General features: G+C 47.4%; 25 protein-coding genes. 7 read left to right on the top strand and 18 right to left on the bottom strand.

Features of this window, described 5'->3' with window-relative positions:
* Positions 1–260 precede the first annotated feature (260 nt).
* Positions 261–1,685 (top strand): amidohydrolase family protein, encoded by a 1,425-nt coding sequence (locus AC56AD_RS03815; RefSeq protein ID WP_012507560.1) that lies wholly within the window; start codon positions 261–263, stop codon positions 1,683–1,685.
* On the opposite strand, the gene AC56AD_RS03810 is transcribed toward AC56AD_RS03815, so the two are convergent.
* Positions 1,680–2,612, bottom strand: coding sequence for a class I SAM-dependent methyltransferase (locus AC56AD_RS03810; RefSeq protein ID WP_012507559.1), 933 nt, complete (start codon positions 2,610–2,612; stop codon positions 1,680–1,682). The genes AC56AD_RS03815 and AC56AD_RS03810 overlap by 6 nt on opposite strands.
* Before the next feature lie 157 nt (positions 2,613–2,769).
* Positions 2,770–3,249 (bottom strand): Lcl C-terminal domain-containing protein, encoded by a 480-nt coding sequence (locus AC56AD_RS03805; protein WP_012507558.1) that lies wholly within the window; start codon positions 3,247–3,249, stop codon positions 2,770–2,772.
* 54 nt (positions 3,250–3,303) lie between these two features.
* Between AC56AD_RS03805 and AC56AD_RS03800 the strand changes: the two genes are divergently transcribed.
* Positions 3,304–3,465, top strand: coding sequence for a hypothetical protein (locus AC56AD_RS03800; protein WP_190274024.1), 162 nt, complete (start codon positions 3,304–3,306; stop codon positions 3,463–3,465).
* A gap of 134 nt (positions 3,466–3,599) precedes the next feature.
* Here AC56AD_RS03800 and AC56AD_RS03795 read toward each other — a convergent pair whose 3' ends face one another.
* The 6 genes from AC56AD_RS03795 to AC56AD_RS03770 all read right to left on the bottom strand — a co-directional run bounded on the left by AC56AD_RS03795 (position 3,600) and on the right by AC56AD_RS03770 (position 9,212).
* Complete coding sequence (locus AC56AD_RS03795; RefSeq protein WP_012507557.1) at positions 3,600–5,570, bottom strand: MacB family efflux pump subunit; 1,971 nt, start codon at positions 5,568–5,570, stop codon at positions 3,600–3,602.
* Positions 5,567–6,535, bottom strand: coding sequence for an efflux RND transporter periplasmic adaptor subunit (locus AC56AD_RS03790; protein WP_012507556.1), 969 nt, complete (start codon positions 6,533–6,535; stop codon positions 5,567–5,569). The genes AC56AD_RS03795 and AC56AD_RS03790 overlap by 4 nt, the downstream gene beginning before the upstream one ends.
* The gene (locus tag AC56AD_RS03785) at positions 6,528–7,799 is read right to left on the bottom strand and encodes a TolC family protein (RefSeq protein ID WP_012507555.1); all 1,272 of its coding nucleotides are present in this window, start codon (positions 7,797–7,799) and stop codon (positions 6,528–6,530) included. Before AC56AD_RS03785 ends, AC56AD_RS03790 begins: the two co-directional genes overlap by 8 nt.
* A 232-nt stretch (positions 7,800–8,031) precedes the next feature.
* Entirely contained in the window at positions 8,032–8,199 is a 168-nt protein-coding gene (locus AC56AD_RS03780; protein ID WP_012507554.1) for a hypothetical protein, read from the bottom strand.
* A gap of 71 nt (positions 8,200–8,270) precedes the next feature.
* A complete protein-coding gene (locus AC56AD_RS03775) occupies positions 8,271–8,981 on the bottom strand; it encodes a YXWGXW repeat-containing protein (RefSeq protein ID WP_190274023.1) in 711 nt (236 codons plus the stop codon).
* Positions 8,982–9,089: 108 nt separating this feature from the next.
* Positions 9,090–9,212 (bottom strand): hypothetical protein, encoded by a 123-nt coding sequence (locus tag AC56AD_RS03770; protein WP_012507552.1) that lies wholly within the window; start codon positions 9,210–9,212, stop codon positions 9,090–9,092.
* Positions 9,213–9,586: 374 nt separating this feature from the next.
* Between AC56AD_RS03770 and AC56AD_RS03765 the strand changes: the two genes are divergently transcribed.
* A complete protein-coding gene (locus AC56AD_RS03765; protein WP_012507551.1) occupies positions 9,587–11,545 on the top strand; it encodes an ABC-F family ATP-binding cassette domain-containing protein in 1,959 nt (652 codons plus the stop codon).
* Positions 11,546–11,552: 7 nt separating this feature from the next.
* Here the strand turns inward: AC56AD_RS03765 and sugE are convergent, their stop codons facing one another.
* Together sugE and AC56AD_RS03755 are read right to left on the bottom strand one after the other, a co-directional pair.
* Positions 11,553–11,885, bottom strand: coding sequence for a quaternary ammonium compound efflux SMR transporter SugE (sugE, locus tag AC56AD_RS03760; RefSeq protein ID WP_012507550.1), 333 nt, complete (start codon positions 11,883–11,885; stop codon positions 11,553–11,555).
* A 5-nt stretch (positions 11,886–11,890) separates the two neighbouring features.
* The gene (locus AC56AD_RS03755) at positions 11,891–13,027 is read right to left on the bottom strand and encodes a Gfo/Idh/MocA family protein (protein WP_012507549.1); all 1,137 of its coding nucleotides are present in this window, start codon (positions 13,025–13,027) and stop codon (positions 11,891–11,893) included.
* 500 nt (positions 13,028–13,527) lie between these two features.
* Here AC56AD_RS03755 and AC56AD_RS03750 point away from each other — a divergent pair, with 500 nt between their 5' ends.
* Positions 13,528–15,417 carry an autotransporter domain-containing protein gene (locus AC56AD_RS03750; RefSeq protein ID WP_012507548.1) on the top strand — a complete coding sequence of 630 codons (1,890 nt, stop codon included), beginning with the start codon at positions 13,528–13,530 and terminating at the stop codon, positions 15,415–15,417.
* 62 nt (positions 15,418–15,479) lie between these two features.
* Here AC56AD_RS03750 and AC56AD_RS03745 read toward each other — a convergent pair whose 3' ends face one another.
* From AC56AD_RS03745 to AC56AD_RS03735, 3 genes are all read right to left on the bottom strand, one after another.
* Entirely contained in the window at positions 15,480–16,997 is a 1,518-nt protein-coding gene (locus tag AC56AD_RS03745) for an ATP-binding protein (RefSeq protein ID WP_041526673.1), read from the bottom strand.
* Positions 16,998–17,191: 194 nt separating this feature from the next.
* Positions 17,192–18,502, bottom strand: coding sequence for an NAD(P)H-dependent oxidoreductase (locus AC56AD_RS03740; protein WP_273278560.1), 1,311 nt, complete (start codon positions 18,500–18,502; stop codon positions 17,192–17,194).
* 2 nt (positions 18,503–18,504) lie between these two features.
* Positions 18,505–19,194 carry a TetR/AcrR family transcriptional regulator gene (locus AC56AD_RS03735; protein ID WP_012507545.1) on the bottom strand — a complete coding sequence of 230 codons (690 nt, stop codon included), beginning with the start codon at positions 19,192–19,194 and terminating at the stop codon, positions 18,505–18,507.
* Between the two features lie 416 nt (positions 19,195–19,610).
* Between AC56AD_RS03735 and AC56AD_RS03730 the strand changes: the two genes are divergently transcribed.
* The gene (locus tag AC56AD_RS03730; protein WP_012507544.1) at positions 19,611–20,051 is read left to right on the top strand and encodes a PIN domain-containing protein; all 441 of its coding nucleotides are present in this window, start codon (positions 19,611–19,613) and stop codon (positions 20,049–20,051) included.
* The gene (locus AC56AD_RS03725) at positions 20,048–20,251 is read left to right on the top strand and encodes a hypothetical protein (RefSeq protein WP_012507543.1); all 204 of its coding nucleotides are present in this window, start codon (positions 20,048–20,050) and stop codon (positions 20,249–20,251) included. Before AC56AD_RS03730 ends, AC56AD_RS03725 begins: the two co-directional genes overlap by 4 nt.
* Before the next feature lie 597 nt (positions 20,252–20,848).
* Here AC56AD_RS03725 and AC56AD_RS03720 read toward each other — a convergent pair.
* From AC56AD_RS03720 to AC56AD_RS03705, 4 genes are all read right to left on the bottom strand, one after another.
* A complete protein-coding gene (locus tag AC56AD_RS03720) occupies positions 20,849–21,091 on the bottom strand; it encodes a type II toxin-antitoxin system Phd/YefM family antitoxin (RefSeq protein ID WP_012507542.1) in 243 nt (80 codons plus the stop codon).
* Positions 21,092–21,621: 530 nt separating this feature from the next.
* Positions 21,622–21,783, bottom strand: coding sequence for an N-6 DNA methylase (locus AC56AD_RS03715; RefSeq protein WP_263053220.1), 162 nt, complete (start codon positions 21,781–21,783; stop codon positions 21,622–21,624).
* A gap of 283 nt (positions 21,784–22,066) precedes the next feature.
* A complete protein-coding gene (locus tag AC56AD_RS03710) occupies positions 22,067–22,894 on the bottom strand; it encodes a DUF3800 domain-containing protein (RefSeq protein WP_012507541.1) in 828 nt (275 codons plus the stop codon).
* Positions 22,895–23,026: 132 nt separating this feature from the next.
* Complete coding sequence (locus AC56AD_RS03705; RefSeq protein WP_012507540.1) at positions 23,027–23,161, bottom strand: SEL1-like repeat protein; 135 nt, start codon at positions 23,159–23,161, stop codon at positions 23,027–23,029.
* A gap of 159 nt (positions 23,162–23,320) precedes the next feature.
* On the opposite strand from AC56AD_RS03705, the gene AC56AD_RS03700 reads away from it, so the two are divergent.
* The gene (locus tag AC56AD_RS03700) at positions 23,321–23,620 is read left to right on the top strand and encodes a hypothetical protein (RefSeq protein ID WP_041526414.1); all 300 of its coding nucleotides are present in this window, start codon (positions 23,321–23,323) and stop codon (positions 23,618–23,620) included.
* 6 nt (positions 23,621–23,626) lie between these two features.
* On the opposite strand, the gene AC56AD_RS03695 is transcribed toward AC56AD_RS03700, so the two are convergent.
* Positions 23,627–25,261, bottom strand: coding sequence for a type I restriction-modification system subunit M (locus tag AC56AD_RS03695; protein WP_012507539.1), 1,635 nt, complete (start codon positions 25,259–25,261; stop codon positions 23,627–23,629).
* Positions 25,262–25,268: the final 7 nt, after the last annotated feature.

The following is a 25,268-nucleotide window of genomic DNA, read 5'->3' as shown; positions in this document are numbered from 1 at the left end:
ATCAAATACATGAATAAGAGCTGACGCATACTGAACAATGTTCTCAAAAAAAAAATTCCCGATACCGAGGAGATTCGAATAATCCCGTCGATGCCTCAACACCTCTCCTCTCAAGGATTAAAGCACAACTGAAAAAAACAAGAGGCCTATGTATTTGTTACGTAATGATGTATCTTGCGTGATAAAGCACTCGCCTCTAACTCAAATCATCCGGATGATCCTCTCACGATCATTTCCGGAGAAAAAAAGGGAGTTTCATCATGATTATTAATCCCATTGATGTTCATTGTCACTTTTTCAATGTCAAGTTTGCATTCAGAGAGCTTCTTGAAATTGGCTGGCGCCAAGCAAAAGGGAACTACCCTTACCAAAGGGATGACATGCCCTTATCAAGGGAGAGAAGTGTATCAGAACCGGATCTTGACTCTTTGCTGAAATACGTTGCAAGGTTATTGGCAACAGCCCTCCAAAGCGCTGAGGATAATTATAAACTGGAACAGAAATGCTATAAAAAAGGGCTGTGGAATTATTCAGCTCCATTGATTACCGTTCCGCTCATGATGGATATATTTTTTATGCTTGATGACGGTTCTTCATTGAAGAACAGGACGTTGCCTGCCGGATTGCCCGAAGATGAAGAGAAAAGAGTTTTTGGAACAACACTCATTCCACAGGAGAGTCTGGATTCCTTTACCAGGTTAGCTATGAAATTAAAGGCTGATGTTATACAAACATTTGAAAAAGAACGGATACAGAGGGGCCTCACCGGCGCCCCAAAAAGAGAGCGTCTCGATCTTGTGTGGAAAGAGCTGGACGACGTGATCAGTGAGTTTCAACACCCGGAAATGGAAGAAAAACAGGATGTTTGCCGCACAATAGAGGGCGGAGTACAGATGACTCGCGGGTTCCGAAAACATCTGCTGGAGCTTCAGGAGCTGAAAAACAAAAATCATAAGACGGTGCTGCCATTCCTTGCTGTTGATCCCCGTCGGACCGGAATTGAAAAGTTGGTCAAGGAGCTGATACTCCCCGGAATTTTTAAAGGGATCAAATTATATCCCCCTTTGGGCTACCTGCCGACACACCCGGATCTTTACCCGATATACCAACTCTGTATTGAAAACGATATACCCGTTACAACCCATACCTCACCTGGCGGTATGAAAAATATGTGCAAACAACTCCAAACCAAAAGCAGAAAACAAGATGGAACGATTGATATCATAACAACTTCTGCTGATAACCCCGTAGAGCTCTTTGCTACGCCGAATAACTGGCGTGCCATATTGGAGAATAAAAAATACAGCAACCTAAGGCTCAATTTTGCCCATTTCGGCGGCTCCGAGGCTATACAGAAGTATGCGAATTTTCTGATAAAAGGAAAAAAGAGTGCTTTGATTTCTGCCAACTGGAGTTATCAGATCATTCAACTGATGATAGAATTCGAGAACGTCTATGCTGATTTTTCTTACTGCCCCGAAAAACAAACCATTGAAAACATCAATATCCTTATAGAGCACCATCCGATTCTCAAAACGCGACTGATGTTTGGCACTGACTTCGTCATGGTCATGAAGGAGGCCAGTATGGGTGGCCTTGAAAACTATTTCAGGAACTGTGCCGGGATGGGGTCTGCCATACATGCAGACAATGCGATGAAATTCCTTATGCAGAACGCTTCATGAAGGCTGGCATACATCTGGTTTAATGCCATCGAAGCGTACCGTAAGAATGCTCAAGGGCCATGGAGAGGTAATGGCGTGGTTTCTTTTGCCGGTTGCGATTTCAGCAATGATATCAAGTTCCAGTTCGCTGTAAAATTTTCGCGCTGAAATAAACCCGTCAAGGGTGAACGAAGCAATCCCCTGCATGGTGGCCATCAGGGGAACACCACCTGCAAGCAACATACTGCGATACCCGTCAATGCCAACAAAAGCTGTTTTCGTCTGTTTTGCCGACTGTGCTATCATGATGGCAAGTTGGCCGGGAGTAAAATGATGAATGCTCTGTGAGAGCACCATAAGATCAAATGAGCCAGAAGAGAACTCCGGCATCTCAAATGCATTGATAAGCCGAAACGTGACGGGTAGCTTTTTTTCTTCAGCCTGACGGTTGCCCTCCTCAATAAATATTGGCACAATATCAGAAGCGACAATTGAGAGTGGCAGATTTTTTCGCCGAGCCTCCTCAGCCAATGCCAACGACAGCCCACCCGATCCGCTTGCCAGTTCAAGAATCCTGATCTCCTGTTGTTTTCCTTGATCCGTTTCTTCAATAATCGAAAGAAGCATCTCGACGTATCTGGGATAGAGACGCAACATCTGGTTCTGACGGTCAAGTGCCCGCACAAGCTCCAGCTTTTCTCTCTCGGAGAGCTTTCTGTCATCCATGTGTTCACTCTCAGAGGTACGCATAACCCTGTCGAGCAGTTCCGTCAGAAAAGAAACTCCACTTAGCTCCCTCGATACCCGGAATCGTTCATCAAGAAACAGCGATAAAAAATAATCGGTTTTAGCCTCAAGTTCTTCCATACTCTGCCAGGAGGAGGGAAAAAGACCCGCAGAACGCAGGTTGTCAAGAGCTTTCAGGCCGGCTTTTTTCAATTGAAGCATCGCGATATCACCAAAAACAGATTATCACCAGAGAAGAAGGAGTGATCAAGTTACCTTATTTATCAATCAACCTTCAGTTCACTCTCCTTTTTTTAGCAGATATCTTTCCTGTAATAACCTCCGTCCATAAACCTGCAGCAGACAATGGCGTCACCTGTCAGAAAGCGCGCACGGCACGAACATGACTGCCGTTCGTCTTCCGGCCAACAAGCTGCTCCCCATTGGTAAAGTCCTGACCCCATCCGCTATTGGCATCGCTTTCAGAGGAACTCCAGTAATAGGTACCTGCAGTACCACCAACAACCGTTCTATTGAGATAAAGCTGGTTCAACTGCTCCTTGTTCGGTAAAAACCAGTCACAATAACCATCCACAAAAGCATTGGCTGCAATTTTTGCGTCATACCAGGAAAAAAAACCTGCCTCCTTACCGGAAGATTGTGACGTAACATCTGATTTTGCCGCAATAAGACCATGCTGACCGGTAGCGTCGATATAAAGAACAACTCCACCACCGTAACTGTCACCAATCTTCAGAGTGGCCGAAGAAGCTACCGCCGTAAGGGTAACCAGACTGAAGCTGACAAGCAGGAACATCATCCATGGATAGATCAGGCTGTTTTTTGCAATACGAATCATGATGGTTTTATTAAATCACTGATGAAGAACTTTTTCAGAAAAAGAAAATGGCTGATGGGAAATAAAACGCAGCAGCAGGAAAAGATAGTGCTGTTTTATGGCAATAGCAACTATCCAGAGGCTCAACCAATCAGAAAACCTTGGGGAGATCAGGCAAAATTCATCAAAAAAAAGGACAGCGAAGATGGAGTGGCATCCCTTCGCTGTCCAAAGTAAACAACCAGCCCAGCCTTAACCTATCAATCATCACGCATCACACACGAAAGACTCAGCCAGTTGTCGTCCATTAGCTTCGACGAGCTTTCCGGTAAAACCTTGCACAAAAAAAATCTTTTTTTTTATGCAACACACTATTCATAGCGAAGAGCTTCAAGCGGTTTAAGTTCTGCAGCTTTTCTGGCAGGCCAAAGACCAAAAAACATACCGATAACTGCAGAAAAAGTCGTTGCAAGCAGCACCGATATCAGGGATGTTTTTACCGCCCAGCCAGCAAAGAGGGAGAGAAGAAGTGATATACCAACACCGGCAAGAACCCCTATAAAGCCTCCGCTGATGGTCAAACCAACCGATTCGACCAGAAACTGCATCATGATATCTTTTTTTCTCGCCCCAATAGCTTTACGCAGACCAATCTCTCTGGTTCGTTCGGTTACGGAAACAAGCATAATATTCATAATCCCGATACCTCCCACAAGAAGCGAAATCGCCGCAATAGAACCGAGCAGGAGACTCATGGTCTGCGTTGTGCTGGTAAGCATCTTCTGTATTTCTGTCATATCCCTGATATTGAATGAATCATCGTCCGCTTTCAGCCGATGCCTTTTTCGAATCTGCTGACTGACAGCCGTTTTGGCCTGTTCAATCAGGGTGGGTGAAGCAACCTCAACAAAGATGCCGCTGAAATAATCCTTTCCAAGCACACGATACATGGCAGTTGTTACCGGTATGATCACCACATCATCTTCATCCTGTGGTCCTGAAAACCCTTTTGGCGGAGCAATACCGATAACCTTGAAATTAATACGGTTGATCTTGATCGTTTTGCCCAACGGATTACTGTTACCAAAAAGCTCCTTTACCACCGTCACGCCAATAATAGCAGATTTTTCACGTTTTTGCATCTCTTCAGGAGTAAACCACCTGCCGAGAACAGGTATCGCGGCACGCATGGTACCATAATCGAAGCCAACCCCGGTAAGGGTTGAACTCCAGTTTTTGTTGCCGTAAACTATCCGGGCGCTGCCATTGACAACTCCTGCAGCATTTTTAACCAGTGTGTGGAGTGAAGAGATGTCAGTTACATCGACAGCGGTAAACCGCGCAACGGCACCAGCCCCCTGTGCAGCACCACGGATCTTGGCCGATCCTCCTCTGATCGAAAGCATGTTCGAACCCATGGATTTCAACTGCTCCTGCATGGCAGCTTTTGCGCCTTCACCGAGCGCCATCATAGCGATCACCGAGGCAACCCCAACCAGAATACCGAGCACGGAGAGAAAAGAGCGCATCTTATTGGCAAGAATGGACTGAAATGCCTGCGCCATAAACCCGCTGAACCGGCCATCCTGCCATAGGGAAACCTTGGAGTCATGCAGCTCAAACCCGGCCTCTCCGGAAGATGCTTCTGATGGCTTAAATCCTGCCTTACGTTCATCGCTGATAATGAGCCCATCCTTCATGGTAATAACTCGACCTGCATAGGCCGCAATATCATTTTCATGCGTAACCATGATGACGGTTTTACCCTGTTCATGAAGAGCTTTAAAAATCTTCATGATTTCGGCAGAGTTTTTTGAATCAAGGTTTCCGGTAGGCTCGTCAGCAAAAATGATCAGCGGATCGCGAATCAGCGCCCTGGCTATCGCAACGCGCTGCTGCTCTCCGCCTGAAAGCTGGTTCGGCGTATGATCAACTCTCTCTTCAAGTCCAACCTGCCTGAGCCTCTCTATCGCTTCCTGATGAAAATCTCCTTTAAGTCCGCTGTAAATGTGGGGTAGACGTACATTCTCCAGAATGCTCATCCGCTTAAGCAGGTGAAACTGCTGAAAGACAAACCCGGCAACATTATTGCGCACACCAGCCTGATCATCTTCAGAGAGCGTGTTGACATTTTTTCCGAAAATCAGAGAATCCCCCTTGTCGGGGTTATCGAGGAGTCCGAGAATTTGAAGAAGCGATGATTTGCCTGATCCCGAAGCGCCCATAATGGCAACAAACTCACCCCTTTCAATAGTTACTGAAACACCACGTAACGCCTGAACGGTACTTTCGCCGATCTGGTAGGTGCGGTAAACATCAACAAGTTCAAGCATTGGTTTCATCTTCCCATCCTGGTGCGCTGAGGCATAAAAGGATTTGAGCCTCCTTTTTTTCCGGGAAGCACAAAGGATGTATCGGGCAGCAGCACAACAGAACCGTCGGAGAGACCATCCAGAATCTCAATCTTGCTCTCATCCTGCATCCCTGTCTGAACAGCTTTGTAGCGCACCTCACCTTCCTTTCGACGGCTCCGCTGCAGCACAACCGTTTTACCATTCCTGCTCTGTACAGCTCCGAGCGGAAGGAGCAATGCATTGCTTTTTTCCTGCACAATAATCCTGACATTGGCACTCATTCCGGAACGAAACACATCAGGAATCCGGTCAGGAACAACGTCGACATTATAGATATTCACATTATTCTGCAGATGCGACTCGTAATAGATATGATGAACAACCCCATTTACCCGGATTTCAGGATAGGCATCAAGCCCGATGACCGCCCGTTGCCCAACTTTTACCCGTCCAATATCGGTCTCATCAACGTAAGCCTTGACAAGAAGCCGATCTGAAAGAACGAAAAGCGAATCATTGGTTGTAACCGTCTGGCCGGGGTCAACGCTGCGCACAATCACCTGCCCTGTCATCGGCGCAATCACCGCAGTCTCTTTATAGACTTTCTGCCAGTAGCTCTGCTCACTTTTTCCCTGCAATTTGGCAGCATCAAGCAGCGCAGCCCGCTCGGTTGAACTGAGCATGGCAAGTACCTCTCCCTTCTTTACGAGCTGCCCCTCTTCTACAAGTATTGCTTCGATTCTCCCGCCAACTGAGGACTGGATTTTAACTCGGGTTTGTGGCTCAACGGCACCGGTTGTTGATACTGATGAACTGATGGCTCCTCGTGAAGGACGAACTTCTTCGAAGTTTTTTTTCTCACTCCTGTTGCTTGTGAAATACCAGAACCCGGTGGCTCCGAGCATCATGAGGGCAACCACAATGCCCCATACCAGTTTGTTGCGGCTAACCATCCAGTCCTTCTCCTTTTGCCTGAATCCATTGAGCCTCGGCGATCAGCAGATCTGCTCCGGCGTTAAGAAACTCTTTTTTTGCATTCACCAGGTTGTTTTCAATAATCACCCACTCGTTAAACATCAGAAGGCCATTCGAATATTGTGCGTTGGCAATGGTTGAGCGTTCCATGGCGGCATCAAGAAACTTTTTCTTCACCACAACCATCTGGCGTGCATCAAGAAAACTTTTCCAGCTCTGTTCAAGGTAGTCATAGAGTTGCAGATAGCCACTTTTTTCTTCGGCGTTGTGTTGGCTCACCACCGCCATGGCTTTTGCTACCTTAGCCTGTCCACTACCGCCCTCATAGATAGGCACGGAAACCGTCACTCCTGCATTCCAGTCCACGGCATCAAAAGGCAATCGGTCAACGGAACCACTTCCTATCGATGAAGTCAGGTAAAGTTGCGGCAAAAAAGCACTTTTTGCGACAGCAAGATCATATCGAGCTGCTTTGCTTTTGGTATCGAGCTGCTGGAAGAAGGGGTTATTTTTGGCAAGAAGGGCAAGATCAGGTTTGGCGGCTGAAAAATCAGTTGCCTGGAATGCGCCATGAACCTTGAGCGGTTGATGGTTGTCACGACCAAGCGCTGAAGCCAGGGTTGTCTGTGCAAACACCAATCCCCGTCTGGCTTGGGAGACTTCGAATTGCGCCTGGGCAAGATCGGCTTCAGCCTGGCGAAGTGAACCGATGTGCTCACGACCACCCTGATAGCGAAGATTGATCAGACGGACATTGTTCTGACGCCTCGCGGCGATTTCACCGGCAAGGCCGACAAGTTCCTGGGCTTTCAGTAACTGCGTAAAGGCTGAACGGAGGGCAAAACGAAGATCGGCGGAGACCACACGATAGTTGTATTGGGCGCCTTTGATCACCTCTTTGGTCTGGGAAACCTGGTTTGAGCTTTTATGCCCGTCATAAAGAAGCTGCTGCGCCGACAAGAAATAAGAGTATGATGAAGAGAAACTTCCCCCCTTTGCCGTCGTGCCACTCCCCTGTGAGCTCACACCAAAAGCGACCTGTGGGAGAAGTGAACCCCCCGCAATTTGCTTATCTGCTTCAGCCTGCTGCAGAATCGCCAAAGCTGAATAGAGATCAGGATGTGCATCCCGCGCTTCGCTGACACATTGCTGCCAGGTCAGCACCTCCTCCCCCTGCAACGGCAAAGCCAAAAAGGGAAGAAAAAACAGCAGAAGCAGAACCCGATATATTTTTAATCTCATGGTTCAAATAAACTGTCTATACTTTTGATAATCAATCGCCCTGAACAACACCTACCTCCCCTTTGACGATCTTTGCGCTGAAATCTTGTGTTTGATTTGACAATAATATTACTAAAATTGAGAACCTCCTGGTTGTTGCCCATGCAAAAACAGCAAAATGCCTCTTCTCTAAAATGAAAAGCAAAGAAGCCCCGACAAACCGCACGGAGCTTCACAAAATGCAATAAGTTGACTATTTGCCTGCCTCGACACCAGACTGGCTCGTTCCTGCCTGACTCACGACATAGCTGCTGTTTTTTGACGCATCCGGACTGTTGCTTCCCTGTATACTGCCTTTGTACGATGTAGAACAACCTGCCATAGCCACCATGGCCATAATTACCAATGCATAGATTTTCATAATAGACTCCCCTTTTGTTATTGAAAAAATTATTTACTCACCTTCATGCCTTGTCACGGGCAGAAAATCACTCAATGTCTCTTTCCACCATTATCCTCTCTCTCACTGTTCCTGCCATCCTTGCCATGCCCCTCCTGAGTTCGCTTGTTTTCATCACCCATTTTGTGCTGTTCCTGAACCCGATGATTCTCGGGAGCCCGCTTCGGCTGTTTCTGGATTCGGCGATGCTCCTGAACCCCATTGTGCTGTTCCTGAACCCGGCGATTCTCCTGAGCCCTGTTGTGCTGCTCCTCGATTCTGCGATTCTCCTGAGCCCTGTTCTTCTGCTCCTGGATACGCCGGTTGCTCGACTCATTACGCTGATTGAGTATTCTCCTCTTGTTGTCGTCAATGCGCTGATACCGGTTACTGTTATGGTCGGATCTGCGATACTCGATATCGCGGTACCGTCTGATATCCTCCCAACGGTGCCTTCTGATTTGATATGGAAGCCTGTTGTTCAGAATGAGCACCCATGGCCCACGATAATTCGTAGCACGATACCAGCGGTTGTTGCTATAGATGTAGTAAAAGCTCCCGTAATAGACGATATCATAAGGGTTGCCTATAGAAACCGAAAACCCCTGTGATCGCAGATAGATAAAATTCGGCGCAGAATTAATCACAAATGAGGGATGGATCCCCGTACTAATCTGAACACTCAGCGCCGCCTTGGCATCGGCAGCAGGAGTTCCAAGAAGCATGCCTGCGATGCCCGCAGCCAACCAGATTTGTTTTTTCATTATCTTTTTCCTGTTAACATGTTGTTTGGTGATGACCAGAGCATCACGCCGCTGCATTCTGGAATAATTCCGATCTCACCCTGTTGTTTCCGGATTTTACCAAGTGACTCACAAGCCCCTGTAACCCAGAGTTCCGCCGAACAGCATTGCAATGACCTCAAACATACCGCCGCTCCCTTTTTTACGAAACCGGACACCACTGCTGCAGTTCACCTTCTCCCCTTTACCCATGCAAGTACTCTAAAAAACAAAGTACCCAATCAAAAAGTTCAGTATGAAATAGAGAAGAATACTCTCTGTGCAAGATCCGGATAAAGAATACCCGGTACATGAATCGTTTCAAAGCCCATAAAGAGCTGATTCCTCCTTCAGAAACGAGCCGTGATTTTTTATATCGCCAATGCGTTGCACAGCTCGGCATATGCAGTCGTTTCAATCTGTTTCAGTGTAAAAGCGAAGAGAAATATATCTTTAACTATCAATAATTAAAACAATTAGCTTTTTGCATACGGGAAGCAGAGTATCCCGATAAAAATTGTATCTTTTCCACCGTGCTACAGAATTATTTCAATGATGTCGATTACTTATATCAAGGCCTTTTTATCATGCTTGAAGCCCGTAACCTCTCTCTCAGCGTCGGAACCAAAGAGCTCCTGACCGATACGTCATTCCGCATTGGCGACAAAGACCATGTCAGTCTTGTCGGTCTTAACGGAACAGGAAAAACCACCCTTTTGCGCCTTATCAGCGGACCATCAATCGATTCAGCCCTCATCACCACCGGCCATTTCATGAAATCGGCTGATACCACCATCGGTTATCTTCCACAGGAGATCTCCTTCGATGCCGATCTGGAAAAAACCGCACTGCAATATGCCCTTCAGGCCAACGCAAGGCTCGCTGAACTGGCCAATAAAATAACCCGCATGGAGCACGAGCTTGCCCTGCCCGAACAGGATTACGAAAGCGAGTCATACCACCAGCTTATCGAGCGCTTTTCCGATGCCATGCACGAATTTGACCATCTCGGCGGCTACACCATGCAGTCCAATGCCGAAAAGGTGCTCGCCGGTCTCGGATTCAGCGAAATAGATTTTCACAAAAAAGTAAAGGCTTTTTCCGGCGGATGGCAGATGCGCCTGCACCTCACCAAACTGCTGCTGCAGAACCCGACCCTGCTGCTGCTTGATGAGCCGACCAACCACCTCGACATCGACTCACTCCGATGGCTTGAAAATTATCTCCTCAACTACGAGCACAGTTATATCATCGTCTCGCACGACCGTTTCTTCCTCGACAAACTGACCACCAAAACCCTTGAAATCGCCTTTGAGCGCATCAACGAATACAAGGGAAACTATTCCTACTACGAAAAGGAGAAGGCTGAGCGCTATGAGCTGATGATGGGCCAATACACCAATGACCTGAAAAAAATGGCGGAGCTGAAGGCCTTTGTTGACCGCTTCCGCTACAAGGCCACAAAAGCACGCCAGGCACAGAGCCGCCTCAAGCAGATGGAGAAGATGGAGAAAAACATGTTCACCCCTGAAGAGGATAACGCACGCATCTCCTTCCGATTTCCGAAAGCCAACCCTTCAGGACGCGAAGTCATGCGGCTCCAGGGAGTCAAAAAAGCATACCTGCTGCCTGATGGCACAAAAAAACAGGTACTCAACAGCATCGATCTGGAAGTGATGCGCGGCGACCGGATTGCCATTGTCGGCTCAAACGGAGCAGGAAAAACCACCTTCTGCAAAATCCTTGCGGGAGAGATCGACTTCGAAGGCAAACTGACCATGGGGCACAACGTTACCCTCAACTACTTTGCCCAGCACCAGACCGAAAACCTCTCGCAGGATAAAAGCGTCTATATGGAGATGATGGACTCCGCCCCCTCATCCGAAGCACAGAAAAGAGTGCGCGACATTCTCGGCTGTTTTCTTTTCAGCGGAGACGCGGTCAATAAAAAAATCCGGGTACTCTCGGGAGGAGAAAAATCGAGGGTGGCTCTGGCAAAAATCCTGCTTCAGGCCTCCAACCTGCTGATCATGGATGAACCAACCAACCATCTCGACATGCGATCAAAAGAGATGCTGATCGACTCGCTTGAATACTATGATGGCACCCTCCTCATTGTCAGCCACGACCGCTACTTCCTCGACAGCTTGGTCAACAAGGTCGTTGAAATAAAAAACGGTTCGCTGCAGCTCCACCTCGGCACCTATGCCGAATACCTTGAAACCGCTGAAAAAGTGATCGAAGCCGAGCGCAAACAGGAGGCCGCACAGAAGCAAAAAAGCCAGGCCGCGCCAGCAAAAGCAACCGAAAAGGAGAACGAGCAGGCGAAAAAGAGCGCAGCCGCCAAAAAAGACAAAAAAAGAATGGACGAGGTCGAACAGAAAATCAATCGTCTGGAGCAAAAGAAAGAGTCGATTGAAACCCTCATGGCAAACGAAGACTTCTATAAAAAAAGTCAGGAAGAGACCAACAAAACTCTTGAAGGCTACCATGCACTCTGCAAAGAGCTGAACACCCTTTTTGCCGAATGGGAGGCCGGGTCGTAAGAAGCATTCACTTCATGCCACCGGAAAATATCTTCAGCCCTATAACACCGCTGAGAATCAGCAGCAGACAGAGAATGCGGGCGATATCCCGGGGTTCGTCAAGAAAAAGCATACCAACAATTGCAACTCCGGTGGCGCCAATTCCGGTCCAGACAGCATAGGCCGTACCGACCGGAATCGTTTTCATGGCAAGAGAGAGCAACCAGAAACTTGCTATCATGGCCGAAGCCGTCAGAAGTGAGGGTATAGGGCGGGAAAAACCTTCGGTATATTTTATACCCACAGCCCAGCCGCACTCAAGACAACCGGCAATAATCAGGAATATCCAGGAGATCGACATCGGAGTTAAATTTTAATCCAGCGTTGAAGCTTATCGGATTTCCTGGCTGCCTGCAGCACTTTCTGAATCATAAGGCCATCAGGAAAACCCGCAGCATCATGCGGCCCCTTCTCCTTGTTTTTAAGCGCCTTGACTATCCGGTGGGCAAGAAAGGCAAAACCAACAGCGAAAATACCATGAACAGCGAGTGATGATTGCCGGATTTTTTCCTGCAAAACAAGCTCATCCCACGACAACATCGGTTCAATCAGCTTCCATCGGGGAGCATCAATAAGGCTGCGCCCCACTTTTGCTTCATCATTGGCAACTTCCCACAACCGTCCAGCTCCATCAAGTCTGATCGTTTTAAGACTACCGACCACTTCAAACGAAAACCAGGTATAAGCTCCTACAGTGGTAACGTGCATCAAAGAGGAGCTTCCGAGGGCAACCGATGAGGGTCCAAACTTCATCATCATGGCAAAATGGTCATCCGATGTGACCGCACATGGCTTCCCCGCCTTGTCGGGCCGAAAAGGAATACTCGTTGCAAGAGTGCACGAAACCTTCGAAATTTCGCCAATGAGGAATCGGTTCATGTCAATGAGATGAGAGCCGATAGCGCCAAGGGCTCCCCCGCCCTTTTCAGCATCACACCACCAAGACCAGGGCATATCAGGCCGATTACGGGAAGCAAGATTCACGACCGCACGCACCTCGTACACTTTGCCAATTTCGCCACCATCAATCATCTGTTTCATGCAGCGAACTGCAGGATGAAAGCGGAGCTGATGATCAATGAGCGCAAAACCGGGAGCTTTGGAGGCAACATCCACCATATCGGCAGCATCAGCAAAATTGAGCGCAAAGGGTTTTTCACAGAGCACACTTTTGCCACTCTGGAGTACTCCGGTCACCATCTCCCTGTGCAGATAAGTCGGCGTCGTAACGCAGACCAGATCAAGATTGCAGTGCAACATCTCCTGCCAATCGGCGAAACCCTTACTGATATCGAACATCTTCATGAACTTCTGGCGATGCTCTGCAGTCGGACTTGCCACAGCCGAGAGTTCCACATTCTCCATCAGTGAAAACGCAGGAGCTTGCGCTACCCGAGCCCAACCACTTCCAATAAAACCTATTTTTATAATATCTTGCGCCATTACATCCGACTCTCTTTATATCATTATAAGCTTTTATAAAAAAAAGGGCTTTGAGTAAAAAAAAATCACTTCACGAATCAAAAAAAATTCCACCCGTGACAGAAGCGAGACTTTCGAACACTACCAACATCGACGCAGCTTGCCCGCTCCGGAGCCGCTCTTAAAAATTAAGGTAAGGAAAGTATTGCACTTCTCTGGTATAAGGCGAATATTTTATCTCCTCTTAAAAAATGCCCTTCTGCATATTGACGGTTGATTCAACTTATACCGGAGAAAGCTGCAAGGCCAGGCAGATTGGGCTAAAATATGAGCACACCCCTAAACATGTACCATAAAAATTCACTTGTAAACGATACGTTTCTTTCCCCATTTTCGATAAATTGGAAGTACTTGAAAAAGGCTCATTCGGAACAAAAAAATCAAACATGAAAATGAAGTCAGCTCAACGGAACAATCCAGAGTTCCTTTTGGAACATTCGGCGAAATTTTTCAAGAAAGGCATGAGCCATCGAAATTTCGTCACGCTTTTCCGCCGCCATTTTTTGCCAGGGAAGCTTCGATACGCCTTGATGACCGCACTCGCCCTGAGCGCCGCACCTTTGGCTTGCGCTGATGCCCGGCCATTTTCCTCGATTGTTGCTTTCGGCGATAGCTATGCCGATAAAGGCAACATTCAGAATATCATGGCGACGATCCCTGCCTACGCAAGTGAACTCGCTTATATCAACACGATCTATCCGACAGGAAGGTTCAGCGGTGGAACCAATTATATCGACACATTGGTAAGCCTTTATGGCATTGCTCAGGACAATTATGCCCTCGGTGGTGCGCAGACCGGAACAACTAATGAATTTCCTGGTCTGCCGGGCTTCACCAGTGAGTGGCAAGGTTTTCTGGCTTCCGGTGATGTCATTGAGCCGAATGCGTTGGTGACTCTCAACATCGGTGGCAATGACGCACGCGTTTATTATAAAAACGACGGCTCAATGGCAGGCGTCCCATCTGCCGCTACTGCTTCGGCAGACAACGCGATAACCGGAATCAACGCACTTGTCGGAGCGGGCGCAAAAACGCTTGTTTTCACCGCTGGCGATGTCTCTGGCCTCCCCGAGGCAGCAACCCACCCCGGTTCGGCGGTCGCCGTTGGGTCGGCCTACAGCCAGACCTATAATAACCTGATGCAGCAACATCTGTCGATAGTGGCAGCCTCAGGCGTTCGGGTCGAATATGTCGACCTTGCCATGATCGAATCGAACGTTGTGGCCAATCCGTCGCTTTACGGACTGCAATACGCAACGGCTGCTCCGACATCCAACATGGGTGATCCAGCCCTGATAAACCAATATTTTTTCTACCTCGATAAGGTGCATCTGACTTCGGCCGGCTTTACCATTGTGGCAGAATACATTGCCAATCGCCTCAACGCCCCTGAGACATTCCCCGCAACCTGCGAGCTTGGGTTGAGTGCAGCGGACGCCTTTGTCGACACCATGTTCGGCCAACTTGATCTGTTCAACGTTACGACCGCGAAAAACTCCGCCACCCCAGGAATCGGGTCAAACTCATGGTCCCTCTTCGTGCAGGGCAATGGCGTTGTATCCAATCGTTCCTCCAGCGACAATTCGCAAGGGTATCATTCGGATGACCTCGGCACAACGCTCGGCATAGAGTATCGCCCGACCTCCGAGACCATGGTTGCCACGGCCTATCGTTTTGCAAATCCCTCTCTGAACCTGAGCCAGAATGACGGAACCACCAGCGCAGAGGTCAACCAGCTTGGACTCTATGGTACCTATACACAGAAAAACCTCTTCCTTCAGAGCCTGCTCGCTTACGGTTGGCTGAATTATTCCAACAGCCGTTCCGGCGTTGTCAGTACCATCACCGCCAAGCCGGACGGTGAAACGTTCGCTGCGGCATTGAAAGGTGGCTATCTTTTTGACGTCGCCCCGTCATTGCGGCTCGGCCCAATTGCAGGACTCACCTATGTTCAGGCACATATTGACGGTTATAGCGAAAATGGCGATCCAGCTCTCACGCTCAATCTGTACGAACAAACTGCCAAAACCGTACTCGGTAGTGTAGGTGCACAGGCTCGCTGTGCTTTCGACCTGGGAAGCACGAAGCTCGACTCCTATCTGAACGTCACCGTTGAAAACAATTTCGAAGGCTCAGACCGTATCATCCAATACAGCGCCACCTCTGCGCCGCTGATCGTCAATTCATGGACAACGACAGGCGCATCGAACCACGCTTTCGTCCGCCTCTCTGCTGGCGCCGATGCCGATCTGACAAGCGCCATCTCCGTCATGCTGAACCTGTCGCAGACAATCGGGCAACCGGGAGGAAATGACTTTTTCTACACGGCTGGCCTGAAATACTCATTCTGACCTGATCTTTTTCGCAACCTGGCTGCCAGGTTGCGAGATTGTAAAAATATTTTTTGCAAGCTTTACAACTTCTCCCACTCAAACCGGCTGATATTTCTTGCCTTCGGGTCAAAGACGATGCCAATCAAATACCGTTCACCACTATATTTATCGTAATACTTCATCCTCTTGATCTGCTCAAGCGGCTCCCCGTCGGTCACCTTGAATTCAAAGAGAAAGGTTCTCCCCCCGGCCTTCAAGGTCAGATCAATTCTGCCTTTGTTACTGACGTCCTCGGCGATAATCTCCACCCCGATACTGGCAAAACAGGCATAGAGCACACTGGCATAAAAGCCCTCATAACGCTCAATGTCATTGTTGGTGAAATTATTGTAGGCAATACTGGCAAAAAGGCGCTTGATAACTGGCTCCAAACGTTCAACCTCTCCGGCCTCAATAAGATCAAGCAGCTCACTACGGATCAGCTCTTTTTGTGAACCGCTGGTCATCGATTGCAAAATATACTCGTTGAAACTGATCTGCACCTCCTTGTTGGGAAACCCCAACTCGTATCGAACTCCCATGCCCGATGGTATCAGCCGCTTGATGGTCAAGTAGCCAGTCTGAAACAGAATGGTCTCAAGATCAAGATTTTCAATATCAAAGCTGTTGACCAGCCGCTTGTTAACGTTGATGTTTAAAAAACCAGGGAGAAAATAGCTGTTCTTTTTAATCAGCTCAACCAAAAAACGCGGCGTACCGGTTTCAAACCAGTAATTGTCGAACACATAATGGTTTTTGATGAAGAGCAGGATATCGAAAGGATTATAGACCCTGTCACCCAAAAAGTTATAACCATTGTACCACCGTTTGACCTGCTCCATATCCACCCCCTCAAGATATGGCGCAAAAGAGCTCTCCAGATCAAGCTGGGTGTACCCGCAAACATTGCCATAATCAGGGTTCAGGCTGATATCTTCAAGATTGTTCAGCCCACTGAAGAGCGACACTTTGGAGAATTTGCTCACCCCCGTGAGAAATGCGAAGCGCAGATACTCGTCGCTCTCCTTGATTTTTGTGTAAAAATCACGCATCCCATCCCGAATGACCAGAGCTTCTGGAATGTTCTCAATATTGTCCAGAATCGGTTTATCATACTCATCAATCAGGATGACCACCTTTTGATGATACTTTTGAGAGGCCTTTTTGATAAGCTCTGCAAAACACTGGTTGGGATCCTCTTTTTCCGCGCAAGTAATATCAAGCCTCTCCTGATTATCATTCAGGATATAGAAGAGGTTTTTGCGAAGGGTTTCCCGGCTGTATACTCCACCACTGAAGCTGATTTTGATGACTGGATATGTCACCTCCCAGTTCCATTGCTCCTCAATCAGCAGCCCCCGAAAAAGCTCCCGTTTCCCCTCAAAAATATTTTTCAGCGTATCAAGAAAGAGGCTTTTGCCGAAACGCCGGGGCCGCGACAGAAAGACATATTTAAAGCTCTCAATCAGGTTACGGGCAATCTCTGTCTTATCGATATAGAGATAATCCTCATGAATAATTTCACTGAAGGTCTGTATCCCTACTGGCAGCTTTTTCATCATCAACATATATATTATAACATTAGCCCATATCAGGTATCCTCCCCAATGCAACTCCACACTTTTTTTACAACGAGAAGAAAGATAAAGCTTTTTGACCGAAAAACGGGCTGTTACACCGGGGGTAGCGAACAGCGCTCTCTCTCGGTTCAGCCACAGAGCCTCTCGCCAGTTATCGAAACCGACCTGCATACTCATCCCGGCGTCACTTTCTGATACGGTCTTGCCTTCAGCAGCTTTTGCGTCCCATTTTTTCTTGCCTTCATCGTCCAGCCAATAGTTCCACCTAACTTGTACATCCATACTGGTATCACTGGCTTGGCCAGCAACTCACGACTCTTGTCAGAAACCGGTTGACCATCGGCCAGCTCCCCTGCTGCTCTCTCCAGTGCCTGCCGGAGTGATCTGCCCTGTCCACCAAGTTGCTGAAGTGGCTGAGCGTGAACCATCCCCTCGCCTGCTCCAAGTGGCAGCCCCCCCATCCACTCAAATCCGGCAGATCGGGCAAACTCAGCACAAACTGCAATGGCATTGGCATTCTGGGAGGCCTCGGGAAAACCACAATTGACAATCGCAGTAAAACGTGTTGTCTTCAATTTTTTCCTGCAATGCGTCACAACATGTTCGAAAACCGAAATAACCGGCGCCGGAAGAGTATCCACATAGAGCGGAAAGGCAAGAACAATCAGATCCACACGATCAATGGCATCCCGAAGCGCATCCATGCGAGCGGCGGTATTGATAGCCTTGTAAAGATAGATCGTTTCGGTTTCAACACCCTGCTGCTGCAACTGCTCAAAAAGATAGGAGCCCAGTGATGAAGAGCTGCTCTTCTCCAGGCGCGGACTACCAACCAGCAGAAGCGCCCGCTGAACCGGAGTTGCGGGAGCTAATGAACAGGTGATCGTCGGCAGCGTTGCATCTCTATCCGACTCCCGACGAACCACCTTTTCAAACAAACGATCAAGCTGCTCTTTGGTCACACGCTCCGATTGAGTCCCGTAGAGGATACCGCACACATGCGACTTTGCGTAGAAGTTGATGGAGTTTCGCCAGGCCAGATTCCGGAAAACAGATTCGGCCTCTGCATCCGGTTCCTCCAGCCAGCCAATGATAAGAATATCCGGATAGTTGTCATACCGTTTCTGGTGATGAATCTCCCCGTCAATAGTGGTAAAAAATGGCAAGGTGTTCTGTATCTGATGATCCACCATTTTCTTGAGCGTCGAGGAGTAACCACCAAACGTAATCGGTGAAAGAAAAATAACAAGGTCACTTTCAAGGTACTTTCTCGATATCTCCTGATGCTCATCAGCCACATGGCACTTGCCGGGGCTTTTCAGCCAGCAGAAAAAATCACCCATGCAGTTGCCGATTTTTTTGTCGCGCAGCACAACCACTTCTGCAGCCCAGCCTCGGGCAACAGCGGCTGATTGCAAAGTTGCAGCCGAATAAGTGCCAACCCTGTCGCCTGCCAGCGACCCGTCAAGAATCAAGGTTTTCATCGTTACTCCTCTATAAATTGTTTGGCAATAGATTGTAATTCAAAGTGATAAAGCCCCTCTCCGTCAACCCCGAATGGTGGAAGGCGACCGCCAATTTCAAGCGACACCAGCCCATGGACACGACTCCAGACAATCAGGGCAACACCATGCGAGAGAAAATGATACCTGCTGGTACAGGTTTTCATGGCCGAAAGCTGCGCCTCATACCCAGGCGGTATTGCCGGAAAGTCTTCGCTCTTCAGCTTGCCAGCAACACGAAAATCCTCAATCACACTGACCAGTGCACTGATGGAGCGTATTGCTGATGGTATAATCTCCTGCTGTTGCTGTTCGTAACCGGGAATAGGAGTGCCAAAAATAAGCTGGTAGCGCTGGGGATAACGCAGAGCCCAATCACGATAAGCGAGACCAATCGCCCGGAAACGTTCAAGGAGCTGCTCTGGCGGAAAGCTGTCGCGTGCCTTGAGCTGCACATCACCAAATGAGGTAAAAGCATCAATGGTGAGCGCAGTCACCAATGCATCACGATCCGGGAAGTAGTTGTAAATAGCCGGTGCCGTAATGCTCAAAGCACGGGCAATAGCACGCAACGAAAGGGCTGGCGCACCAAACTCCGCAATCAGCCGCCACGCGCTCTCTTTTATTGCCTCCTGAAGATGTGGAATCTGCTCTTTTTTAACTGGTCTTGCCATGGTGATAATCTGATTAATTTTACAGTGTAAATATACAATGTAAAATTAATTCATGCAAGAGGGGTGATCCTTGTTTTTCAGGATTTTTGAATTGGCAGGATTTTTTGGCTCCGGAGCTTGATTTGCTTGATGAGCGAGGGGCTTGATTACTGACTCACCACCTCTTTTGCCTTCTCGCTTTATGATGATGAGCTGCAAAGCCAGGCAAAAGCATCGTGCGCCGCTACTCCGGGCGCGATCGGTTGCAAGTTCAGAACGACTGGTGAGAGCGAAGACGACACTCCGTGTTCACGGAAATATTGTCAGAAAACTGTATTATTTCTTATGTTATGCGTAGCGTTGGTTTTATTATTAGCGCTTGGCAGCTTGACACACTGGATTTCCAAATATGAGTTTGTTAACAAAAGCAAAATAAAGTGAGAGTATATCTTGATAATTGCTGTTTCAACAGACCCTTTGATGACCAGTCATTGTTAAGCGTACGACTGGAAACAGAAGCAAAGTTAGGTATTCAGGAGCAAATAAAATCAGGACGTTTTTCGTTGGGGTGGTCTTACATTCTTGATTTTGAAAATAATGCTAATCCTTTCCCTGAAAAAAGGATTGAAATTCAACGATGGAAAGATGTGGCTGATTTATTTGTTAATGAAACAGAGGAGATTCTGCAGAAAATGAATGAGCTGACAGCTATCGGATTAAAATCTCTTGATGCTTTACATGTTGCATGTGCTTGTTCATTACAATGCCAATATTTTTTAACGGTAGATAAAGGGCTTTTAAAGAAAACAAAAGAATACCCGGAGATAAAGATAATAAATCCTGTAAATTTTATTATTGAATGGGATACTAAACAATGAGAACTGATTCTGAAATAAAGCTGGCGGGTTTTGAGGTATTAAATCATAACCTTGGGATGGTTGAAAGTGAAAAATTTATCGCTCTTATTCAGAGAGAAAAATTCGATTATACAAAATGGAGAAAAAATCTTTTTGAGGGATTGAGTGGAGATGAGATAAGTGAAAAAGCTATGGAATTTCAAAAAACATTAAAAAAATAAGTGAAAAAGCCCAACCAGCCGGTTAAGCGGACTCCCCCTGACAGGCAACTACTGTTTCATTGTTTATCCATAGATGTTGTTGCTACGCTGATTCCGCCTCTTGCCTCTCTCCTGCCCCACAGCAAGATCATGAACTTTCCGCTTTCACATAGCGCTGAAAAAAGCATGACTGAACATGCTGAGGGCGCATTGTCTGGATTCTATTTTGGCGTCGGTACATTAACCGTTAGGGCCATCAAGTATCAATTCTCTGGTTGACGAGGGGTAAGGGAGCCAACCCAAGCTCATGAAGAAACTCGTTGTGTTTGTTGGTAGCGTTTACAATTCGCTCCATTATATTTATTTGATGAGGTTAGTTGAATTTTTTCCAGAAGTCTTGAAGGCTTATTACGCCAGAAAGAACCTGAAAGGAGGAAGTGTTCTTAAGCTTGGACGGCTTTGGTAATGATTACCGAATGACTTTTGGCCGAGAGCTTATTTCCACAATAACTTTAATCCATGTGGAACAAATTTTGCAAATTCGGATTCTTTGCTGATCACTGTGTATTTTCTGGATATAGATAGACCAAATGAATGTATGGGTATCCAGTAAATAGTTCATTTCAGTCCAAGAAACTCTTCCTCAGTCATTTTGAAATTATCAGCAAATGTGATTTTAACTTTTCCGTCAAGAATCCCGATTTTCCGCTCTTTTTTCTTTTCAGAATCGAGATAAGGAACGATCATGGCAATTGGTCTCTTTTTCTTGCCGTAAAGGATACCAAAAGACTCTCCCTGCTTCACTTTCTCAAGGATCTCAGAGAGTTGGGCTTTTACTTCACCCACAGGTAGTGTTTTCATATCTGTAGCATAGATTTACAAAAAATAATTGTCAACGTTTCAGGAAAGGTCAGATTTCAGGGAGAACGTCTGTGTTTCGCATCCTCGACCGAAAAGGTCAATCTAATAACAATCAGATTGATCTGCCCTAATCTGCAGATTGTTGAATTACAACCCACACCAAACGAGCAGAAGCTCATGACCAGGAATACTGCTAATCTTATATTTAGTATACAGTTAACACATTTTTTCAATTGTATTTCCGCATATTGTACAGGCTGGCATAATATATGCTGATTACCGCATCGCTTACAGGGTACGCCGAAGAAGAATATACACAGGAATTTTAAGTATCGCTTGATTTGTTGCGTAGTTTTCACACTGCTGCTTAACAGGAAACGGTATGGTACGTAACCACAGAACAAGACTTTTACCGGTCAACAATAGAGTTTTGGGCCGGAACAGTATCTGACAAACTCATCTCAGTTTTGCCGTGAAAACTGAATTTTAATAAATAACCTATCAAGCATCTTACTACCTTGCCCACCAGCTCACCACCTCGATTCAATTTCATCCATTGAGGCCCGGCGGGAGTAGCGCTCTTCATCTTTGCGGAATTGGTAGGTCTCAACAATTTTGTCGATATCATCCTGCCTCAGGCGGTTCCGGCGTTTGCCTTTTTCGAAGTGTTCGCTGGCGTTGATGAAGAGCACATCGTCGGGCTTCTTACATTTTTTGAGTACCAGAATGCATACCGGTATTTTTTCTTGCCACTGGATGGCTCCTGACTATCGAGCGTGACAATGGCGGAGAGAATGCTGGAGATCTGCTGCGGCGTGTAGAACTCGCCCGCTTTCTTGCCGGTTTGCGGTACGCAATCAAGATCCCCTATTATTTTTTATTTTATTTCTTGTATATTAATCTCAGCCTGTGTTGCATGAAGGTCGGCTCCAAGCCGTTGAAGGGTATCCTTCTTAGTGCAATGATGGGCTTTTTTTATTTGTTGTTTTTCAGGCAGTTATCGCTCGATAACTTTTTTTGCCGGTTGTAATAATTACCTCGACTTTTCCACTTTTCGAAGTCGTAGAGATCCTGCACCATAGCAACCTGGTCGCTGATATAATCGTAATATCTGGTTTCACCGCGTTCAAAAACACGCTGAATCGCCCAGCAAAAATAATCCGCAATATTCAGTAATGGTTCTGCTGTGGGCTGTTGGACGTTGAAGACAACGCTGCAATCGTTTGCTTTATCAGGTGCTTTCGATTGTGCCCTGGTGACAGCTTTGCTCAGTCCTTTTTGAAGGTTCGTATGCGTTGTACACTTGCTTCGATGCGATATGTTTAAAACCAGTTTACTGTATGCATTGAGTTTGTTTTTCAGTAAATGAGAAAGCAGGTCAGCATAAAATTCGGCCTCTTTGCCGTTGTGTTTGCTTTCGTAAAGAGTTGGTATTTTTCTGCCAACGACGACTTCAAAACTGCAGTCAATAGTTTTGATCAAGTCAAAAGCCATTTTTTTTACTTCAGGGAGATCATTTTTTGCATGAAGAAAATAGCCGCAAGAGGCTTTCATTTTTTCAATGCTTGGAACACCGTGAAAGTAGGAGTCTTCGGCAATAGCTTGCTGCAGTTCAATAACTTTTTTTCTTACCGTATCAAGTGGCTCATTGATTTTCAGCATTCCAAGAATAAAACAGTGCGATGAACCTTCATTGCCAATAACTGAAATCTTCCCTTTGCCGTAAAAAGTGGTATCGCCAGCTTCATCCAGAAAGCGGTGATGGATACATGGGTCCTTATCTGTACTCGTTACCTCAGACATAACTTTTCTGTTATTACCATTACCATAGCTTCCCGGTATTTACCAACAACTATTACTTGATTCTGCATCATTTATCGATTTCACGGTCTTCGCTGAGGCAAATGTTCATGGTTTGGGTTGGCGTTCTTGATATCAGCCTTTCTCTAATCTTGTTAATGCCTTCTGAGCTTCTGGCAGCTTTTGCTCTGCTGCTTTGCGATACCACTGCATCGCTTCGATGTAATTCTTGGCCACACCTTGGCCAAAAAAATACATTTTACCGAGCATTGCACTGCGCCATTGGGTTATTTGCTCCTGTGAAGGCGTTTCGGTTAACCCCTTGCATGGTTACAGTAAAAGGATTGCTGCAAGTAAACCGATGATGTAGCGCTTTATTTGAGATGGTTTAGGTTATCAATTATGTTCAAAACCACATTTTGATGTTCTTTGCCCAATGTTCGCTATCAGGAGTTAACAGACATAGGTATTCAAGATCCCTCTTCCTCAGTTTCTGGAACGCATCACAGCCTCTTCGCAAACCAGTCATTTACCACACATCGCAACGAGCTTGAAGTAGCGCGTTTAAAGTGGAAAGATAACGTAAAATATTGGAATGCGAAGGGCGGGGTTTTGTGTGGCTGGTTAGCGGTGTGCAGCAGAAGCAGGCTTTGCGGTGTGGGCTGCAAGCTGCAAAAGCGCGAAGTGGCGGCCAGTGGGTTAATGATCATTGTTGTTATAACCATGTGAGAGCCATCAATCAGTAGCTGCTCCCTGCTTGCCAACCGGTAAAAGATTCAACCCAAGCTCTTGAAGAAATTGGTTGTGTTTGTTGGTAGCGTGGACAATTCGCTCTTCGAGGTTAACCAAATCAGCGTGTACTGCCGTGAGGTCGATCTCTTCTTCTGCTGTGGCGGTGCTGATGTAGCGAGAGATGTTCAGGTTATAGCCGTTGGATTCAATTTCATCCATTGAGACCCGGCGGGAGTAGCGCTCTTCTTCTGTGCGGAATTGGTAGGTCTCAACAATTTTATCGATATCATCCTGCCGGAGGCGGTTCTGGCGCTTGCCTTTTTCGAAGTGTTCGCTGGCGTTGATGAAGAGCACGTCGTCGGGCTTTTTGCATTTTTTGAGCACGAGAATGCAGACCGGGATACCGGTGGAGAAAAAGAGGTTGGCAGGCAGACCGATGACGGTGTCGATGTGGCCGTCTTTGAGCAGTTTGGTGCGGATGCGCTCTTCTACGCCGCCTCGGAAGAGGACGCCGTGAGGGAGGATGATGGCCATGGTGCCCTCTTTGGCGAGGTATTGGAAGCCGTGGAGGAGAAAGGCGAAGTCGGCGGCGGATTTGGGGGCGAGGCCGTAGTTCTTGAAGCGGACGTCGTCGCCCAAGGCGTCGGTGAGTTCCCAGCGGTAGCTGAAGGGTGGATTGGCCACCACCGCATCAAAGTGCTTCTTTTTGGCGGGGTTGGCTTCGCGCAGCATCTCCCAGTCGTTGAGGAGGGTGTCGCCGTGGAAAATTTCGAATTCGGAATCTTTCACACCGTGCAGCAGCATGTTCATGCGTGCCAGGTTGTAGGTGGTGATGTTGGACTCTTGCCCGTAGATTTTTCCAATGCCATACTGCCCCATTTTCTTGCGCACATTGAGCAGCAGTGAGCCGGAACCGCAGGCAAAATCGAGCACACTGATCAGATACTTTTTCTTGCCACTGGATGGTTCCTGACTGTCGAGGGTGACAATGGCGGAGAGAATGCTGGAGATCTGCTGCGGGGTGTAGAACTCGCCCGCTTTTTTGCCGGAACCGGCGGCAAACTGACCGATCAGGTATTCGTAGGCATCGCCAAGGGTATCGCTGTCTGTTGAAAACCCGGCCAGCCCCTCTGCGATTTTGGTGATGATGGTGCAGAGTTTGGCGTTGCGATCGGTATAGTGCTTGCCCAGTTTTTCCGAGCTGAGGTTGATTTCCGAAAAGAGGCCCTGAAAGGTGCTGGCAAAGGATTCGTTCTCAATGTAATCAAAGGCTTTTTGCAGGGTATGCAGTAACTCCCCGTCCTGCGTGCGGGCCATTTCGGCAATGCTGCCCCAGAGGTATTGCGGCTGGATGACATAGTGCACCTTGAGGCGCATCTGTTTTTCAAATTCAGCACTATCACCGGGATTGTTGTTATACCAGAGTTGCAGCGGCGTGGTGCCGGGCTGCTCCCGGCTATCCGGGAAGTCCGTGCCCAGCTCTTTTTTGGCAGCGGCTTCGTAGTTGTCGGAGAGGTAGCGCAGGAAGAGGAAGGAGAGCATGTAGTCGCGGAAATCGTCGGCGTTCATGGCTCCGCGCAGTTGGTCGGCAATGCCCCAGAGGGTAGTGCCCATTTGTTTCTGGTTTTGTTCGGTCATGACTGAT

This window comes from Pelodictyon clathratiforme, assembly GCF_982375515.1.
This window is presented reverse-complemented; position numbering and strand designations above follow the sequence as displayed.